General features: G+C 69.4%; 17 protein-coding genes. 13 read left to right on the top strand and 4 right to left on the bottom strand.

The features are described from left to right. The first annotated feature begins 23 nt into the window (after window positions 1-23). The 8 genes from F817_RS0101560 to F817_RS0101525 all read left to right on the top strand — a co-directional run bounded on the left by F817_RS0101560 (window position 24) and on the right by F817_RS0101525 (window position 7,406). A complete protein-coding gene (locus tag F817_RS0101560; protein WP_024325998.1) occupies window positions 24-575 on the top strand; it encodes a LolA-related protein in 552 nt (183 codons plus the stop codon). Window positions 576-578: 3 nt separating this feature from the next. After that, a complete protein-coding gene (locus F817_RS0101555; protein ID WP_024325997.1) occupies window positions 579-2,969 on the top strand; it encodes an MMPL family transporter in 2,391 nt (796 codons plus the stop codon). A 47-nt stretch (window positions 2,970-3,016) separates the two neighbouring features. Beyond that, window positions 3,017-4,204, top strand: a complete 1,188-nt coding sequence (locus F817_RS0101550) for a beta-ketoacyl-[acyl-carrier-protein] synthase family protein (protein WP_024325996.1) — start codon at window positions 3,017-3,019, stop codon at window positions 4,202-4,204. After that, a complete protein-coding gene (locus F817_RS0101545) occupies window positions 4,201-4,980 on the top strand; it encodes a beta-ketoacyl synthase chain length factor (RefSeq protein ID WP_024325995.1) in 780 nt (259 codons plus the stop codon). Before F817_RS0101550 ends, F817_RS0101545 begins: the two co-directional genes overlap by 4 nt. A 31-nt stretch (window positions 4,981-5,011) precedes the next feature. Further along, entirely contained in the window at window positions 5,012-5,473 is a 462-nt protein-coding gene (locus F817_RS0101540; protein ID WP_024325994.1) for a hypothetical protein, read from the top strand. Continuing rightward, window positions 5,470-6,192, top strand: a complete 723-nt coding sequence (fabG, locus tag F817_RS0101535) for a 3-oxoacyl-ACP reductase FabG (RefSeq protein ID WP_024325993.1) — start codon at window positions 5,470-5,472, stop codon at window positions 6,190-6,192. Before F817_RS0101540 ends, fabG begins: the two co-directional genes overlap by 4 nt. A gap of 7 nt (window positions 6,193-6,199) precedes the next feature. Next, window positions 6,200-6,928, top strand: a complete 729-nt coding sequence (locus F817_RS0101530) for a glycosyltransferase family 2 protein (protein WP_024325992.1) — start codon at window positions 6,200-6,202, stop codon at window positions 6,926-6,928. Between the two features lie 82 nt (window positions 6,929-7,010). Next, entirely contained in the window at window positions 7,011-7,406 is a 396-nt protein-coding gene (locus F817_RS0101525) for a hypothetical protein (RefSeq protein ID WP_024325991.1), read from the top strand. Window positions 7,407-7,610: 204 nt separating this feature from the next. Here F817_RS0101525 and F817_RS0101520 read toward each other — a convergent pair whose 3' ends face one another. Beyond that, window positions 7,611-8,084 (bottom strand): YhcB family protein, encoded by a 474-nt coding sequence (locus tag F817_RS0101520; protein ID WP_024325990.1) that lies wholly within the window; start codon window positions 8,082-8,084, stop codon window positions 7,611-7,613. A 161-nt stretch (window positions 8,085-8,245) separates the two neighbouring features. Here F817_RS0101520 and F817_RS0101515 point away from each other — a divergent pair, with 161 nt between their 5' ends. Both F817_RS0101515 and F817_RS0101510 read left to right on the top strand, forming a co-directional pair. Next, window positions 8,246-8,797, top strand: coding sequence for a hypothetical protein (locus F817_RS0101515; RefSeq protein ID WP_024325989.1), 552 nt, complete (start codon window positions 8,246-8,248; stop codon window positions 8,795-8,797). 6 nt (window positions 8,798-8,803) lie between these two features. Further along, the gene (locus F817_RS0101510) at window positions 8,804-9,433 is read left to right on the top strand and encodes a hypothetical protein (protein WP_024325988.1); all 630 of its coding nucleotides are present in this window, start codon (window positions 8,804-8,806) and stop codon (window positions 9,431-9,433) included. Between the two features lie 183 nt (window positions 9,434-9,616). On the opposite strand, the gene dacB is transcribed toward F817_RS0101510, so the two are convergent. The 3 genes from dacB to efp all read right to left on the bottom strand — a co-directional run bounded on the left by dacB (window position 9,617) and on the right by efp (window position 12,936). Then, on the bottom strand, window positions 9,617-11,023 hold the full coding sequence (gene dacB, locus F817_RS0101505) for a D-alanyl-D-alanine carboxypeptidase/D-alanyl-D-alanine-endopeptidase (protein ID WP_029681002.1): 1,407 nt from the start codon (window positions 11,021-11,023) through the stop codon (window positions 9,617-9,619). A gap of 358 nt (window positions 11,024-11,381) precedes the next feature. After that, the gene (gene epmA / locus F817_RS0101500) at window positions 11,382-12,347 is read right to left on the bottom strand and encodes an EF-P lysine aminoacylase EpmA (RefSeq protein WP_024325986.1); all 966 of its coding nucleotides are present in this window, start codon (window positions 12,345-12,347) and stop codon (window positions 11,382-11,384) included. A gap of 25 nt (window positions 12,348-12,372) precedes the next feature. Continuing rightward, entirely contained in the window at window positions 12,373-12,936 is a 564-nt protein-coding gene (gene efp / locus F817_RS0101495) for an elongation factor P (protein WP_024325985.1), read from the bottom strand. Between the two features lie 77 nt (window positions 12,937-13,013). Here efp and epmB point away from each other — a divergent pair, with 77 nt between their 5' ends. From epmB to F817_RS0101480, 3 genes are all read left to right on the top strand, one after another. Further along, window positions 13,014-14,057 (top strand): EF-P beta-lysylation protein EpmB, encoded by a 1,044-nt coding sequence (epmB, locus tag F817_RS0101490; RefSeq protein ID WP_024325984.1) that lies wholly within the window; start codon window positions 13,014-13,016, stop codon window positions 14,055-14,057. A 122-nt stretch (window positions 14,058-14,179) separates the two neighbouring features. Then, entirely contained in the window at window positions 14,180-16,072 is a 1,893-nt protein-coding gene (locus F817_RS0101485; RefSeq protein WP_024325983.1) for a hypothetical protein, read from the top strand. Continuing rightward, window positions 16,069-18,141 (top strand): EAL domain-containing protein, encoded by a 2,073-nt coding sequence (locus tag F817_RS0101480; protein WP_024325982.1) that lies wholly within the window; start codon window positions 16,069-16,071, stop codon window positions 18,139-18,141. The genes F817_RS0101485 and F817_RS0101480 overlap by 4 nt, the downstream gene beginning before the upstream one ends. Window positions 18,142-18,389 lie beyond the last annotated feature (248 nt).

Below are 18,389 nucleotides of genomic sequence, written 5' to 3'. Positions count from 1 at the left end.
GGGCCGCAAAGGCGCTGATGCTGATGGCGGGGCTCCTCCTCGCCCCGCTGGCGGCCCCGGGCGACGACACCCTGGGGGCCCTCCTTGACGCCCTGGCAACCGAACGCGCCACGACCCTCGCGTTCGAGGAACGCCGCGACGACCCGATGCTGGAATTCCCCGAGATCCAGTCCGGCTCCCTCGCCTTCGAGCCGCCGGATACCCTGGTCCGCAAGGTCGACGGCCCGCGGGGCGAGACCGTACACATCGAGGGCGACACCCTGACCCTGGAGCGTCGTGGCTCCAGCCGCGAGATCGACCTGAACGAACAGCCGGCCCTGGCCACCCTTACCGGGCTGTTCCGCGCCCTGCTGACCGGCGACCGGGAGACGCTGGAGACCGACTTCGAGATCGACATCACGGGCGACATGGACGCCTGGACCCTGGAACTCGTCCCGCGCGACCGCGCGCTGCGGCGCATGGTCCCCGAGCTGACCCTGAAGGGCGCCGGGGACGAACTGCGCGAACTGGTCACCATCGAGGCCGGCGGGCACCAGAGCCATATGCGCTTCGATCCCCCGCAGTACACGGACTAGCCCTTGCGGCGCCCGTATTCCTCCCGCGCGGCCCTGGCCCTCTGGCTGGCAGCCCTGCTGCTCGCCACGCTGACGTTGGCCCTGCGCGGTGAGCTGGTCACCGACCTGCAGGGCTTTGCCCCGGACCCGATCAGCGCCGACGGGGTCGCGCTGGACCCCGGGGCCGGGCCGGCCGGCCGCATGCTGCTGCTGGCGATCGAGGGGGGCGATTCGCGCGAGCGCGCGGCGGCTAGCGATGCCCTGGTCGCCGCCCTGAAGGAGGCCCCGGAGGTCGCCGGCATCCAGAACGGCCGCCTCGACCCCGACGACCCGGCGCTGGATTTCCTGATCGAGCATCGCTACCTGCTGAGCCCCCGGGTCGACGCGGAACACTTCAGCGAAGGCCGCCTGCGCGAACACCTGAAGGACCGCCGCGACGACCTCGCCAGCGCCGTACCCGAACTGCCGCGGGAACTGATCCCTCGCGACCCCACCGCCGAGACCCGGGCTGTGCTGGAACGGCTCGCCGCCGGCAGCGGCCACGCCACGACCGGCCCCGAGGGCGTCTGGGTCTCCCCCGACCGGGACCGGGCGCTGCTGATCCTGCGCAGCGCGGCCGAGGGGATGGACCTGGATGCCCAGGCCGCCCTGATCGAACATACCCGCGCGAGCTTTTCCGAGCACGCCGACACCGGTCTGCGCCTGCAGATCGCCGGCCCGGCGGTAATCGCGGTGGAGTCCCGCGCCACCATCCGCGGCGAGGTGACCTGGATCACCGCCGGCGCCAGCCTCGCGCTGGCCGTCCTGCTGCTTGCGGTATTCCGGCATCCCCACCCGGTCTGGCTGGCGGCCGTGCCGCTGGCCAGCGGCATCCTGATCGCGGCGGCCGTCGTCACTCTGGTCTTCGGGCACCTGCACGGGATCGCGCTGGCTTTCGGCATTACCGTGCTGGGCATCGCCCTGGACTATCCGCTGCACCTGTTTGCCCACGCGCAGCGCGCCGGTGGCGAAAGGCCCGACGGCGGCGACCTCTCGCAGATTGCTCGCGAGCTGTGGCCCGCCATCGCCCTGGGGGCCGGTAGCACCGTGCTGGTCTTTGCGCTGATGGCGATGACCGGGTTCTCCGGCATGGCCCAACTCGGGCTGTTCGTGCTGACCGGCGTGGCCGTGGCGGCCGTGACCACCCGCTGGATCCTGCCATTGCTGATCCCGACCCGGTTGCAACGCGAGGGCCTGCCGCCGCTGCGCCTGCCCCTGCCGGCTGGCCTCGCCCGGCCTCCTGCCATCACGCGCTGGGGCGTGGCCCTGCTCGCCCTGGCCGCAATGGTCGTGGTGGCAAACACCGCCCCCTTCCCGTGGGAGGATCGCCTGTCCGCCCTGCATCCCGTCCCGGAGGAGCAGGTGGCGCTCGACCAGCAGCTGCGCAGCGCCCTGGGGCTGCCGGATGTCCGCCACGCCCTGCTGATCACCGGCGCCTCCCCGGAGCAGGTGCTGCGCGCCAGCGAGGCCCTGACCCCGGGACTCGAGAGTCTGCGCGAGGCCGGGGCCCTGGGCGGCTTCGCGCACGCGGCGGACGTGCTGCCGAGCCAGGCCGTGCAGCGCGAGCGCCAGGCCGCCCTCCCGGAACCCGGGCTACTGCGCGAACGCCTGGAGGCGGCGCGCGCGAGACTGGGGTTCCGCGACGGGGCCTTCGAGCCCTTCCTCCGCGACATCGAAACAGCGCGCCAGCAGGAACGGCTGACACCCGAGACCCTGCCCGACGGGCCGCTGCGCCACGCCCTGAATCCCCTGCTCCAGCCGCGTGACGGGGGCGCGGGCTGGATCGCCTGGGTACGTCTGCAAGGCGTTCACGACGCCGAGGCCCTGGCCCGCTGGGCCGCGGCCGCCCCCCTGGCCGCTACGCCCGGGTTCGACGCCGTCGGCGTGCGCCATATCGACTTCTTCCGCGCGTCCGAGGACCTGGTAAGCGGCTTTCGCGACGAGGCCCTGCAGCGCCTGGCGCTGGGGCTGGTCGCAGTCGCGCTGCTGCTGCTCGCCGCCACCCGGGCGCCCGGGCGCAGCCTGCGTATCCTCACGGCCGTTGGCACGGGCCTCCTGCTGACCCTTGCCGCCCTGATCCTGCTGGGTATCCAGCTATCGCTCTTCCACCTGATCGCGCTGCTGCTGATCACCGGGCTGTGCCTGGATTACGCAGTGTTCTTCAGCCGCCCGCTGCGGGACGCCGCCGCACGCCTGCGCAACCTGCGCTCGGTCAGCGTGTGCGCGTTGTCGACCCTGGTGGTGTTCGGGTTGTTATCCCTTTCCAGCCTTCCGGTCTTGCAGGCGATTGGCCTCACCGTGGTGCTGGGCGTGGTATTTTCCTTCCTCGCGGCGGCCCTGCTGGCCCCCGAGGTCATACGCCGAGATACCGCCTGATGCCAACTCACCCGGGGAACCCTCCGGCCACAACCCGCAGCGCGTCCATGGACCCCCTGGTCATTACCGCCCATACCCTGACGAGTGCCGCCGGCACCGGGATTGCCGCCAATGCCGAGGCCTTGCGCAGTGGCACCAGCGGCCTGCGCCCCTGCGACCTCGAGAGTGTCATCCTGGACACCCATATCGGCCGCGTGCCCGGCGTGGAGGCCATCACCCTGGAGGGCGCCCTCGCCCCGTTCCAGTGCCGCAATAACCAGCTCGCCGAGCTGGGCCTGCGCCAGGACGGCTTCGCCGATGCCGTGGCGGCCGCAGTGGAGCGCCATGGGGCCGACCGGGTGGCCGTGCTGCTGGGCACCAGCACCTCCGGCATCGCCGCCACCGAGGCCGCCTACCACCGCCGGGACCCGCAGACCGGGGCCCTGCCCCCGGACTACGACTATCGGCACACCCAGAACATGTTCTCGCTGGCCGACTTCGTGGCCACCCGCTTCGGCCTCTCCGGCCCGGCGATGGTGGTCTCCACCGCCTGCTCGTCCAGCGCCAAGGTCTTCGCCGACGCCCGGCGCTACATCGCGGCGGGGCTTTGCGACGCGGCCGTGGTCGGCGGCGTCGACAGCCTGTGCGGCATGACGCTGTACGGCTTCAACGCGCTGCAGCTGGTCGCCGCGCGGCCCTGCACCCCCCTGGATCGCGACCGCGCCGGCATCTCCATCGGCGAGGCCGCCGGCTTCTTCCTGCTGGAGCGGCCCTCGGCGGATGCCACGGGGCCGCTGCTGACCGGCCATGGCGAATCCAGCGACGCCCATCACATGTCCGCCCCGCACCCCGAAGGCCTGGGGGCCGCAACCGCGCTGCAGCAGGCCCTGGTGCGGGCCGGGCGACGCGGCGACGCGATCGACTACGTGCTGATGCACGCCACCGCGACACCGGCCAACGACGGATCCGAGGCACGGGCCCTGGTGCGCAGCCTGGGCCCGAACCCGCGCGCGGTCGGTACCAAGGGCCTGACCGGGCACACCCTCGGGGCCGCCGGCGCGGTTGGCGTGGCCCAGGCCCTCGCCAGCCTGGACGGCGGCTTCGTACCCCCCACCGCCGGGCTCAATACCCTGGACCCGGACCTGGGCCTCGACGCCCGGAGCGAGGCGGAACCCCGCGCGGTGCAGCGGGTGCTGGTGAATGCCTTCGGGTTTGGCGGCAACAATTGCAGCCTGCTGCTGGAGGCCGCGCCATGAACGCCATCGGACTGCATGCGGTGGGCCTGCTGGGCCCGGGGCTGGACGACTTCGACAGCGCCCGGCCGATCCTGGCCGGCGACGCGCCGCTGACAAGCCGCGAGGTTCAGGTCCCACCGCCCGGCCTGCTCCCGGCCAACGAACGCCGGCGCACCACCGCCACCATCCGCCTGGCGCTGAAGGTCGCGGAAGAGGCGACCCGGGACGCCGACCGCGGCCAGCTGCGCAGCGTGTTTGCGTCATCCTCCGGCGACATGGATATCATCGACCGCATCTGCGATGCGCTCACCCGGCCGGAGCCGGTGGTCTCGCCGGTCCAGTTCCACAACTCGGTACATAACGCTCCGGCCGGCAACTGGTCGATCGCGACCCGCAACCCGGCCCCGGCGACCGCCCTGTCGGGCTACAACGCCAGCCTGGCCGCGGGGCTGCTGGAGGCGGCTACGCTGCAGCTGGCCGAGGGCGGCGACGTCCTGCTGGCCTGCTACGACGTGCCGTCCATGGAGAGCTTCATCCACGTGCGCCCCATCCACCATCCCTTTGCAGTCGCGCTGCGTCTGGGCCCGGTGGACAAGGCCCCCTGGAGGCTGCAACTCGATCTCGGGGGACCGGCCACGGCCGACCGCTGCATCAGCGCCGACCTCGAGGCCCTGCGCGGGAGCAATCCGGCGGCCCGCGCCCTGCCCCTGCTGGAACGGCTGGTCCGGGGCACGCCCGGAAATGTTACGCTGGCGGCTCCGCTGGGCCGGTCACTGAACATCCGGATCGAGCCCTGAATCATCCGCCCGGATCAGGAAGATCCCGCGCATGTCATCCCGAACCGAGACCCTGGATCACGACGCCATCTGCCGGCTGCTGCCGCATGCCGGCGCAATGTGCCTGCTGGATTCGGTGGAGGCCTGGTCCGACGCCTCGATCCACTGCCGGGCTGGAAACCACCGGGATCCGGCCAACCCGCTGCGCGGGGAGGCCGGCCTGCACGCCCTGGCCGCGCTGGAGTACGGCGCCCAGGGCATGGCGGTGCACGGGGCCCTGCTGGCCGGCGCCGGACCGGCGCGCGCCGGCTACCTGGCAGCGGTACGGGATCTGCAACTGCAGACCCGTCGCCTCGACGCCCTTGAGGCCACGCTGGAAATCCACGCCGAACGCATCCTCTCGGACAGCAACAGTTCCATCTACGACCTGCGCGTAAGCGCCGGCGACCAGCCAGTGCTGAGCGCCCGGGCGACGGTGATCCTGCAACCAGCCGACGAGGAGGAGACCCCTTGACCACACGCGCCCTGATCACCGGCGGCTCCGGCGCCATCGGCGCCGCGATCGCCCACGCGCTGGCCGCGGCCGGCCACGAGGTCATCCTGCACGCCCACCGCAATGCCGACGCGGCCGAGGCCACGGCCGCGGCCATCCGCGAGACTGGCGGCCAGGCCCGGGTGCGGGTGTTCGACATCACCGACGAGGCAGCCTGCCGCGAGAGCCTGGAGCCCCTGGTGGCCGAGCAGCCGGTGCAGGTCCTGGTGCACAACGCGGGGGTCCACGACGACGCCCCGCTGGCCGGGATGCGCCGCGAACAGTGGGACCGCCCGATCGATGTCGGGCTCAACGGGTTCTACAACGTGACCCAGCCCCTGCTGCTGCCCATGATCACGACCCGCTGGGGCCGGGTGATCGCCATCTCCTCGGTGGCCGGACAGATTGGCAATCGCGGCCAGACCAATTACGCCGCCGCGAAGGCCGGCCTGCATGGAGCGATCCGCTCGCTGGCCCAGGAAGTCGCCTCGCGCGGCATCACCGCCAATGCGGTCGCCCCCGGGATCATCGAGAGCCCGATGAGCGACGACAGCTTCGATGCCGAGACCATTCGCAACATGGTCCCGATGCGCCGTGCGGGCCGGCCCGAGGAGGTCGCGGGCGTAGTCGGCTTCCTTGCCAGCGAGGCCGCCAGCTATGTATCCGGCCAGGTGATCGGCGTCAACGGCGCGCTCGCCTGACGCCCGCATGAACGCCGTTGTTGCCCTGATCCCCGCGCACAACGAGGCCGCCACCATCGAGGCGGTGGTCGCCGGCGCACGGGCGCATGTGGAGCGGGTCATCGTGGTGGACGACGGTTCGGAGGACGCGACCGCCCGCCTGGTCGAGGACCAGGCCGAGGTCTTGCGCCAGCCCGCGAACGGCGGCAAGGCGGCGGCCCTGTGGGCCGGGATGCAGCATGCCCTGGCCACCGGCGCCGACGCCGTGGTGACCCTGGACGCCGATGGCCAGCACGACACCTCGGAGATCCCCGCGCTGATCGCCGCCTGGCGCGAGACGCCGGAGCGACTCGTCCTGGGTGCCCGGCTCAAGGGCCGCGAGCACACCCCGCCGCTGCGGCTGTTCGGCAACCGCATGGCGGACTTCTGGATCGCGTGGGCCTCCGGACAGCCGCTGCAGGATTCACAGTCGGGGTTCCGGCTGTACCCGGCACCCCTGTTACGGCGCCTGGAGCTGCGCCACCACCGCGCGCGCGGTTTCGTGTTCGAGAGCGAGGCGCTGATCGTCGCCGAACGCCTGGGCTTCCCGGCGCGGGTGGTGCCAGTGCGCTGCATCTACCCGGAGAACCACCGCCCCAGCCATTACCGGCCCACCGCGGACACCCTGCGCATCATCGCCATGGTCGCCGGCCATCTGCTGCGCCGCGGGATGCGCCCGCTGGGGCTCCTGCGTTCACTGGGCGTGATCCCGCGGTAGGAAGGGAGCCGGGCCGACACCCTTGGAAATGCGGGGCCCGCATGTCTACACTCCCGGCGGATCCACCAAGGGAGAAAGCACCATGAAGTCCAGGACGTTGCTGGTCATCCTCTTCGCCGCTCTGTTCGCGCTGGCCGGCTGCCGCGGCACGGTCCCCGTGCAGGACATCAGCGATACCACGGTCACCAATGTCGATGGCGAGCGGCCCAGCGCCGAACAGATGGAACGCGCCATCCGCACCGCGGGTTCCTCGCTGGGCTGGCGCATGGAAGAGGCCGAACCGGGACTGCTGGAGGGGCGACTCCACCTGCGTGACCACGTCGCCGTGGTCGAGATCCCGTTTGCTGCCGGGGAATACAGCATCCGCTACAAGGACAGCGCGAACCTGAACTACGCGGACGGCAACATCCACCCGAACTACAACAACTGGATCCAGAATCTGGACAACCAGATCCGGGCCCAGATCTCCTCCCTCTGAGCCCACCCCGCAATAAGCATCTACAGGAAGATGGGAAGATCGGAAGGAATGCCTCAGGTAGGGCGCAATGCGGATGGCTTGCCCAGCGCTACAAGCCAACTTCCAGCCTTCGCGTCTTCCTGTTAACACTTTTGACGTTTTCTACGGGCCTGCATGGGGTTCGTGGTTAAAACAGACTCAACCCACACGGCACACAGCGGCGGGTCAGTCGGGGCGCGGGCGTTCGTCCGGCTTGCGGGACTCGCCCCCGGAACCCTTGCCGGACGGCTCGTCATCCTGGGTGTCCGACTCGTTGGCACCACCGGCCGCCTCGCCGGGACCCGTGCCGTAATCGCTGCGCGTCATGTGCGACAGCAACTGCCCGGCCCGGTCCTCGAGGCGATCGCGGGTCGGCTTGTCGGCCAGTTCCTCCGCGCTCTGGGCCAGGTGGTGGTAGAGATCCCGATAGGAACCCGCCATGGTCGCGAACAGCGTGGCCGTGCGATCGAAATGGTCGTTGACCTGACTGCGGTAGCGGGTCAGCTCCTGCATCCGCCGGTCCAGTTCCTCTTCCAGTTCGCGGATCAGCTTGCGCTCGTCACTGGTGACGCGCCCCACCCAGAAGCCCACCAGGGCGGCGACCACGATGGCCAGGATCCCGAGGGCCACCCACAGCCCCACTGCTGTCTGTTCTTCCACCACGACATCCTCTGCAAATGGAGCCGCCATTGTGCCGCAGGCCTTCGCCGAACGCACTGCCGGGCATGCTAATCTCGCCACAAGAACGAGGATGCCGGGCGCGACACGCATGCCTACCGCATCCAGTCCAGCCCACCGTCCAAGCAAGAGTTCGACCAACGATGATCGACCCACAACACGCCCAGCAGATCCGCCAGGCCCAGGCCGGCCTGATCAACCTGGTGGTACAGGCCACCCAGAATCCGGAGACCCGCCGCGAACTGGAGCCAGTTCTTAACCAGGCGCACGAGGCCGGCTGGGGCGAACTGATCCAGCGCATCCGCCGCGTACTCGAAGGCGAGCGTGACACGTCGCTGCTGCAGGGCCTGGACGACGAGGACACGGTGATCCTCACGGCGATCCTGTCCGGGCTGCAGGACCCGTCCAGCCTGCCCGACCCGGAACAAAGTGGCGATCCGGCCCAGGCCGCGCCGGGGCTGGCACAGATGATCCACGGGGCCGCACGCGGCGATGCCCAGTCACTGCACTGGCTGTCCCAGATGGCCGAACAGATGAGCCGCGCGGGAGGCGACATGGCGCGCCTCGGCGGCATCACCAAGCGCCTCGTGGACGGCGAGCGCGACCCCGACGTGCTGTGCCGCGGCATGGGTTCGCAGGGCGAGTCGCTGGTGCTGTCCATCCTTGCGGAACTGGGCAAGCTCGAGCACCACTGACCCGCCATGCGCGATCCCGGTGACTGTACGGCCCGCAACCGTGGCACATTCCAACCCCGGAACTGGGTATTGGTGGTGGTTTCCCTGTGGTTCCTGCAGGGCTGCGCCGCGGTCGCGCTGCACCCCCCGGAGGGGCCGGAGGACCCGGTCATGGTGGCGTTGCTGGACCATGGCCATCACTCCAGCCTGGTGCTGCCTGCCGAGGCCCCGGACGCCTGGCTGCGCTATTCCTACGGTGACTGGGCGTTTTACGTCGAGCGCCGCACGAATCCGCTCATGGGGTTTGCCGGGCTCTTCCTGCCCACCAAGGGAGCCCTCGGTCGCCAGGTCCTGACCGGTCCCGAACTGGCGGATGCGGCGGAGCACCAACTGCGGGTTCCGCTGGAAGAATGGTTTCCGCTGGTCGTCACCCATGAACGGGCCGCGGCGCTGCGCGAGGAACTCGAAGGCATCTGGCAGGCCGGCTACGACGAGCGGGCGGAGTCCAGCGCCTGGGACATGGCCTTCGTCGAGCACCCCGAGGCCTACACCCTGCGCAATAATTCCAATCGCATGGTCGCGCGCTGGCTGATGGCCCTGGACGTGGAGGTATCACGCGCCCCGATCCTGTCCAACTGGCAGGTCGACTCCCCCTGAGCGCGGGAAACCACGAAAAACCCGTAAAGAACATCTACAGGAAGATGGGAAGATCGGAAGGAATGCAAACGGGCGCAAACCGTATGGCTTGGTTAGCGCCTTAACCCATCTTCCAGCCTTCGCGTCTTTCTGTTAACGCTTTTCAGGTTTTTTTCGTGCGCGTCGTTGTGGAAAAGCGGGGCGTCAGAGGCCGTAGGCCCATTCCAGGACGGCATCCTGCAGGTTGCGGCCCATGCCACGGTGGGCCCGGGGATCGTTGACCAGCACCACCACGGCCAGGTCGTCTCCGCCTTGTGTGCGCACATAGCCGGCGACAGCGGAGACCTCGTTCAGGTGCCCGGTCTTCAGGTGCATCTGCCCGCGCAGGTCACGCTGGCTGCCATTGCGGAAGCGGTTGCGCAGGGTCCCGTCCAGGCCGGCCAGGGCCAGCGAGGACTGGAACTCCGGACGGTGCGGGTGCTGCCAGCCCGCCTCCAGGATGCGACCCAGCTGGCGCGAGGTCATCCGGGTATCGCGGCTGAGACCGGAGCCGTTATCGACCACCATGCCGCCGACATCCACCCCCAGGCCGCGCAGGGACTCCAGCAGGGCCTGCTGCCCCTTTTCCAGCGTGGCCGGCGGGGTGAAATGACGCGCGCCCAGGGTAAGCAGCAGGTGGCGGGTCATCACGTTGGAACTCCACTTGTTGGAGACCCGGATCAGATCCGACAGCGGCCGCGAGCTATGGCGCAGGATCGGTTCGTCGTACAGCACCGGCAGCACGCCGGGGCGGATGTCCCCGGTCAGCTCGCCGCCCCACTGCGACCAGTGCAGGCGGAACATCTCGGCATGGTTCGCCTCCGGGGTCAGGACCGAGCGCAGCAGCTCGTAGTCGCCACAGTTGACCGGGTACTCCCCCGCCAGGGTCACGCGCTGGGCCCCAGGATCGGCGTCGAAGCGGATTCCACGTTGCCAGCCGCCGCAGCTGCCACGCGTCGGCTGCAGGCGGTTCACGATATCCAGCCCCGGCAGCGGCGGATCCACCGTCACGTCAATCCCGTCTCCATGCCGCTCCGGCCGCACGCGGAAGCGCTGGGCGTTGGCATTCACGTGCAGGGCATAGGGCAGCTGGTTGTAGGCCCGCAGCGGCTGGTCGTTGAACCCGGCCGGATCCCCCGTCGGCAGTTCGAAATGCGAGGCGTCGAGGATCACGTTGCCCTCGATGCGCTGCAGCCCGGTCTGACGCAGCTGCCCCAGCATGCGCCAGTGCTCCTCGCTGACCATGCCCGGATCCCCAGTGCCGCGAATGACCAGGTCCCCCCGCAGCACGCCGTTGCGCACCGGCCGCGTCGCCCACACCTCGGTGGTCCAGGTGTAGTCCGGCCCCAGCTCGTGCAGGGCCGCCAGCGAGGTCGCCAGCTTCATGGTGGAGGCCGGGTTGTACGGCTGATCGGCGTTCAGGCGCGCGAGCACCGCGCCATCGGACATCCGCTGGATCCAGAGCCCGACGTTCCCCGGGGGCAGCCGCTGGCTCTCGATCGCGCGCTGCAGCGGCCCCGGCAGATGTTCGAACTGCGCCTGTGCAGCCAGTGGCACAAGCCACAGCAGCATCAGGACGAAAAAAGAGCCGGCCCACCCAAAGCCAACCGAGGGGCGACCGAAGCGGGGCGAAAAGAGATCCGGGGAACACTGACGAATGCACACGCCCGGGTTGATACCCCGGAGGGGCTCGGCCGCCCGTTGTTGGCGAAAACGGGCGCGCGCACGGCGTTGCGGCTCCCTTGTGCAGAGTGACTGCGTGGCAGTCACCGCGCCTTGTACGCACGCAAAAGCGACGCGAACGCGTTTGCGGGCATTCGTCAGTGTTTCCCTTGGGGACATGGGTCCGGATATCCTGCGAAGGTGCTGGGCAACAGCCCCTATAGTGTGCCGGCGCCCCCGCCGGGACAAGCCCTTCGCGCGGTCCGTGTCACGCCCTGGGCCAGGGGAAATCGATCACCTGATCGATGCGCGACACCCCAAGCAGTCGCATCAGCAAACGGTCCACCCCCAGGGCCACACCGGCGCAGTCCGGCAGGCCGGACTCCAGCGCCGCCTCCAGGTGAACGTCCACCGGCGGGAGCGGCTGGCCGCGCGCGCGGCGCTGGGCGATGTCCCGCTCGCGGCGCTGGCGAAACAGGTCGGGGTCGGTCAGTTCGTGATAGCCGTTGGCCAGCTCCAGGTCACCCCAGTAGAGCTCGAAGCGGGCGGCATAGCCCGGGCGCCCGGCACAGGGGCGCGCGAGTACGGCCTGGCTCTCGGGATAGTCATGGAGGATGGTCAGCCGGTCCGGCGGGAAGCCGGGCGCGATCACCAGGCTGATCAGGGCGTCCAGCCAGCCGTCCCGATCCAGCTCGCCGCCTATCGTGAGCCCGTGCGCCGCCGCGACCCGCTCCAGCGCCGCGGCATCCGCCGCGAGCGGATCCACCCCCAGGGTGGCTTGAAACAGGTCCGCGTAGGCGATCTCCTCGCAACCCCGCGACGTGCGCCACTCGGGGAACAGCGCCGCCTGGTCCGCGATCAGGGCGACCACCTCGCGCGCCAGTGCCCGGTGATCCAGCCCCAGGCGGTACCACTCCAGCAGCGTGAACTCGGGATTGTGCCGCGGGCCGAATTCACCGCCGCGGAACACCCGGGCGATCTGGTAGATATCCGGGGCGCCGTCCGCCAGCAGGCGCTTCATCGGGTATTCCGGCGAGGTCTGCAGGAAACCGCGCTCGCCGCCGGGGGCCTGCGCCTCCCAGCTCTCCAGCATCGGGTCCTGCGGTGCGCCGCGGCCAAGGACTGGTGTCTCGACCTCGAGCACCCCGCGCGCCGCGAAGAATGCGCGCAAGCCGGCCAGCAGACGGGCCCGCGCCGGGCGGGCCGGCGCCGCCCCCGGCCGCCAGTCGCTCATCGGCCGGAATCCACCGGGGCCGGGCTCAGACGCGCGAGACGTATTCGCCGTTGCGGGTATCCACCCGCACCGTCTCGCCTTCCTCGACGAACAGCGGGACCTTGACCACCGCACCGCTCTCCAGCGTGGCCGGCTTGGTACCGCCCTGCGCGGTATCGCCGCGCACGCCGGGGTCGCATTCGGTGATCTTCATCTCCACGAAGGACGGCGGCACCACCGACAGCGGCTCGCCATTCCACAGGGTCACGGTGCAGACATCCTGCTCCTTCAGCCACTGGCCAGCGTCACCCAGCGCGGCCTCCCCGACGGCGTACTGCTCGAAGGTGTCCGGGACCATGAAGTGCCAGAACTCGCCGTCGTTGTAGAGATACTGCATCTCGGTATCCATCACGTCGGCGGCCTCCACCGACTCGCCGGACTTGAAGGTCTTTTCCAGCACCCGGCCCGTGCGCAGATTGCGCAGCTTGACCCGGTTGAAGGCCTGGCCCTTGCCCGGCTTGACGAACTCGTTCTCCACGATGGCCTGCGGGTCGCCGTCCAGCAGGAGCTTGAGACCGGCCTTGAATTCGTTGGTACTGTAGGTTGCCATTGCGCGCTGTTCCTCGATGATTCGTGGCGCGGACATGCCGCCCCGTCCGGAAACGACCCATGCCCACAAAGCCCGTCATGATAACGCGCGAGTCGCGCGGAACCCAGCCACCCACAGCGCGCGCCACGCCGGCCTGGCAGCAGGCGCTGGCCCGCGCGATCGCCGATCCCGAGACCCTCGCCACACGCCTGGGACTGTCACCGGAGGCGTTGCCGGGCATGCAGTCCGCGCACCGGATGTTTCGCACCCGCATCCCGGAGAGCTACCTGGCGCGCATCCAGCCCGGCGACCCACAGGATCCCCTGCTGTTGCAGGCCCTGCCGGACGCGCGCGAGGCGCTGGAATCCCCGGGGTTTGTCAGTGACCCGGTCGGCGACCACGACGCCCTGGCCGCCCCCGGTGTCGTGCACAAGTACCACGGCCGCGTCCTGCTGTTGACCACCGGGGCCTGCGCCATCCACTGCCGTTACTGCTTCCGCCGCGAATTCGACTATGCCGACCACAACCCGGCCCGGGATGACTGGGGACCGGCGCTGGACTACATCGCGGCGCACCCGGACATCCGCGAGGTCATCCTCAGCGGCGGTGATCCGCTGAGCCTCTCGGATACACGGCTGGCGCGGCTGGCGGAGCGGCTCGCGGGCATCCCGCACGTCGAGCGCCTGCGCATCCACACACGCCTGCCGGTGGTCCTGCCGGAACGGGTCGACGACCGCCTGCTGGCCTGGCTCGGCCAGGGGCGCCTGCAACACATCCTGGTGCTGCACGCGAACCACCCGCGCGAGCTCTCCACCCCCGCCGACGCGGCGCTCGAGCGCCTGCGCGGCACCGGCATTACCCTGCTCAACCAGGCCGTCCTGCTGGCCGGCATCAACGACGCTGCCGAGACCCTGATCGAACTGCAGGAGGCCGGCTTCCGCCTCGGGGTAATGCCCTACTACCTGCACCAGCTCGACCGCACCCGCGGCACGGCCCACTTCGAGGTACCGGACGCCCGCGCCCGCGAACTCTACCGAGCCCTGCACGCCCGCCTTCCGGGATACCTGGTCCCGCGCCTCGCACGCGAGATCCCCGGGGAACCCGGCAAGACCCTCCAGGCACCGTCCTCCGCGCACGACTGAGCCGCCTGTGTCACCACACCAAATGCACGGTTTGCTGCTAAAGTACCGCCAGATCCTGGGATAACACGGAACCTGTCCCGAGGTGTCCCACGCAACCGGCTCAGCGACCACTGGACACGCCCATGCTGCAAGCCCTGCCCGAACTGCCCGGCCAGCCGGCCGGGCCCGGAAGTTTTCCCCACCTGACGCCGCAGGCCTTGCGGGCGTGGTGCGCCGAACGGCCGGGCAGCGAGCCCGAACTGGGTATCCGGCAGCTCGGCGAAGCCCTGGAAGGACTCAACACCGTCGCGTTGCGGCCCGGAATGCGCGCGACGCTGGTGGGGATCGTGGAAGACCACCTCCTGCCTCTGCTCCCGCCCATGGAGCGCCTGCTGCGCCAGCGCCCCCTTCCGCTCGGCCGGCGCAGCCGTGATCGGGCGGACACCCTCGGTGCCACCCTGCGAGCCCTGCTCGCCGCCGAGTTGCTGGTGGTGCGCGAACGCATTGACCAACACACCGCCCAGCATGCGGAACGCCTGACGCCTCCCCTGCAGGCAGCCGTCGCGCTGCTGGGCGCGCTCGGCGTGCACCACTGGCGGCTGTATCAGGGCGTACCGCCCGGCCACTGGCAGCAACTCTACGACCTGCTGCGACTGGCACGCGCCCAGGATATCGCCGACCGTGGCCCCGCCATCGACAAACGCTTCGGCCCGATCGATCTGGACCGCATCGAGACCATGAGCGCCCGCATCATGGTGCTCGGGAGCACCGACCCGAACGCCCTCAAGATGGGTGAGATGGACTTGCTGGTCCGCTGGGTCAACTCGATTGCTGTGGCATGCACCGCCACGCCCGATGCGGACCAGCACCCCGATCTGCCCGTATTGCGCTGCGATCTCGAACGCGACCATGCCCCGGGGCTGATCCTGAGAGACAAGACCACCATCGAGCCCGCCTGCTTCGTGGAGCTCGCGCCCGCTCTGGAGGCGCTGCGCGAACGCCCGGAAGACCTGGAGCCGACCCGCCACGGCGATGCCCAGCCACTCGCCGAGCACCTGCTGCGCCTGTGGTCGCACCTGCCCACCCGGCGCCACAGTCGCGAGCACGGGGGCGACCAGCAACAGGTCTGCATCATGGGCCTGGAACGCATCCACGACTTCCTGCTCGCGGAGATGGAAAGCCGCCGCACCGCGGCGAACACGGCTTCCGGTGCTGACAAGACGACAACCAACGGCCTCAAGCCCCTGCAACAACGCGACCGTGGCGTCAGCATCTTCGAGATGTCGCCATCCGGCCTGCGAGGTTCGGATCTCGCGCTGGTCGACAGCCCCCCCGGGACCAAGCGCGACAGCGACCTCCGGCCGCTTGCGGACGACGCACCCGGGACCACCGCGACCGCCTGGGAGGATGTTGGCCGCGGCCTCGAGATTGCCAGCCACGAGGAACCGACGGGGCCCATCACCAAGCGCAGCCCTCCGGAACACTGGCAGGTGGACGACATCGGCGCCGGGGGCATGCGCCTGTGCCTGGATGCGCCCCAGCAACCCCTGCTGATCGGTGACCTGGTGGGGCTGCGTGCCATCGACGGCCACCGCTGGACGGTCGGAGTGCTACGCTGGATCCGCTTCGACGACCAGGCCGGCGACCGCATCAGCATCGGGGTGGAATTCCTCGCCAACCGCTGCCTGCCAATGCAGATCCAGGATTTTCGCAACGGCATCGCCGCCGGCGTTCCGCAGCCGGGCCTGTTCGCTCCCCAGCGGACGGATGCCGACGGGGCGGCCCTGTTCCTTCCGGCACAGGTCTTCGATCATGAAAAACGGGTTGTCTGCTGGCTGAACGGGCGTGCCCGCGTGCTTGAACTGGACAGTGAGCGCACGGGCACTACGCTGTTCACCGAGGTCGGCTGCCGCATGACCGCCCTCGAGGTCAGCACACCGGCCGGGGAAACGGTCGGCACCGAGACGGCCCCCGCCCTTGCGAACGACGACGGACTGTCCTTCACTTCCCGCAACCGCGACGATCAAGCCTCATGAACGAGACCATTCGCACCCTCTTCGTCACCAGCAACCCCAACCTGGCTGAAGAGGTGATCAGCAGCATCCGTACCCGCGGGAACGCGATCCGGCCGGAGCAGGTTGCGACCACGGACGCCCTGTCGGAAGCCCTCGAAAACCGGCGCTTCGACGTAATCGTCCTGATCGAGCCTGGCCTGGGCCTGACCCGCGAGCACCTGGACGAGGCCCTGCATGCCTCCGGCCGGCGCACCCCGGTGGTCATCCTGACCGAACGGCCGGAGGCGGAACGCCTGGCGGATTACGAGGCAGGGGCCTACGCCCTGGTGGATCACGAGCTGCACGAACTTGCCGGGATCTTCACGGTACGGGCCGCCGAACAGTTCCAGTTGCGCCAGCGCCTGGGGCGCATGGACGCGTCGCTGCAGGAGTCCGAACGCCGCTGCCAGCTGCTGCTGGACAACTCGCGCGACGCCATCGCCTACGTGCATGAAGGCATGCATATCTACGCCAACGCCTCCTGGCGCGAGCGCTTCGGCATCGCCGATCCCGAGGACGTCGAAGGGCTGCCGCTGATGGACCTGGTGGCCCCGGAAAGCCGCGACAAGCTGAAGGGCCTGCTGCGCCGCTTTCAGAACGGCGAGGAAGGCGACCACACGCATCAGGCCTTCCAGTTGCAGTCGTTCGACGGCACCCCGTTCGAGGCCAACCTGCGCCTGTCCACCGCCAGCGTGGAGGGCGAGGCCTGCACCCAGGTACTGCTGGACTCGGCCGAGGAAGACCCGGAGCTGGCCGAAAAGATCGACTACCTCTCGCAGCGCGACCTGGTCACCGGGCTGTACAACCGCCAGCACTTCACCGGCATGATCGAGACCGCGCAGAGCCAGGCCGCGCAGTCGGAAAAGCCGTTTGCCCTGATTACCCTTGCGGTGGATCGCTTTGCCGAGATCCGCGCCAACGTCGGCATGTCCGCCAGCGACTTGCTGCTGGCCGACATCGGCAAGCTGATCGAGGACCAGTTCCCCGAACCGGCCATCACCGCGCGCCTGGAGGCCGAACACTTCGGCATCGTCGTGCCCGACACCCGCCGCAATGAGGTGGAGACGCGTATCCACGGGCTCATGGAGGCCGTCACCGGACGCGTGTTCGAACTCGGCAATGCCTCGACCAACTGCACCCTGTCCGCCGGCATCGTGATCGCCGACGAGACCGCGGTGGGCACCGAGGAACTGCTCTCGCAGGCTGACCGGGCCGTGAAGGAGGCAGTGGAAGCCGGTGGCGGAACCCACCGTTTCTTCCGCCCGGCCGAGGGCGAAATGACCCAGGCGCAGGCCGACCAGCAATGGAAAACGCGCATCCAGGACGCCCTGGAGCACGACCGCCTGGAACTGCGGTACCAGCCGATCGTGAACCTGCACGGTGCCGACCGGCCACGCTATTCGGTGTTTGTACGCCTGCGCGATGCCGAGGGTCACGTGCATGAACCGGATGTCTTCATGGCCAGCGCCGAGCGTACCGGGATGGCCACGCCCATCGACCGCTGGGTCCTGAAGACCGCCCTGGGCGTGCTGGCGGAACAGCTGAAGAAGACCCCCGGCACCCAGTTCTTCCTCAAGCTGACCAACGGCTCGCTGGGCGACCCCTCGGTGGTCACCTGGCTGCACGACGACCTGCACGCCCTGCGCATCCCGGCGGACAATGTGGTGGTGGAGCTGAAGGAACCGACCGTGGTCACCCACCTCAAACCGGCGATCCACGTCGCCCGGGGGCTGCAGGAGATGCACGGCCACCTGTGCATCGACGACTTCGGCAACGGGCTGAACCCGTTCCAGCTGCTGCAGCACCTGGAGGCGGACCACATCAAGCTGGATCCGTCCTACGTGAAGAACCTGGCCGAAAGCGAGGAGAACCAGCAGATGATCCGCGAGCACACCGATGCGGCGCACGCGAAGGGCAAGCAGGTGATCGTGCCCTTCGTGGAGGACGCCAGCGTCCTGGCCGTGCTCTACAGCCTGAACGTAAACCTCGTCCAGGGCTACTTCCTGCAGGCCCCGATGCCCGCCCCCACCTTCGACTTCTCCTCAACCTGAGCCGTAACGCTCAGCGCTCCATTTTTCGCCACAAAGCGCACAGAAAAAGGCGGGCCAAGGGCGATTTACAGGAAGTTTGGAAGACAGGAAGATTTTTTGGGGTGAAGGGACGGGAACAGTGGCCGTCGCGAAGCCAACGCTGACCGTGCCTGTGCGGCCGGCCACATTATCCCCTTCCAATCTTCCCGTCTTCCTGTGAATCGCTTTTTTCTGTGGCGCAACAAACACGAGTGGCCACAGGCACGAGT

Source organism: Thioalkalivibrio sp. AKL19, assembly GCF_000420165.1.
Classification (GTDB): Bacteria; Pseudomonadota; Gammaproteobacteria; order Ectothiorhodospirales; family Ectothiorhodospiraceae; genus Thioalkalivibrio.
Note: the sequence above shows the minus strand (reverse complement) of the source record. Positions and strands in the feature narration are given on the sequence as shown.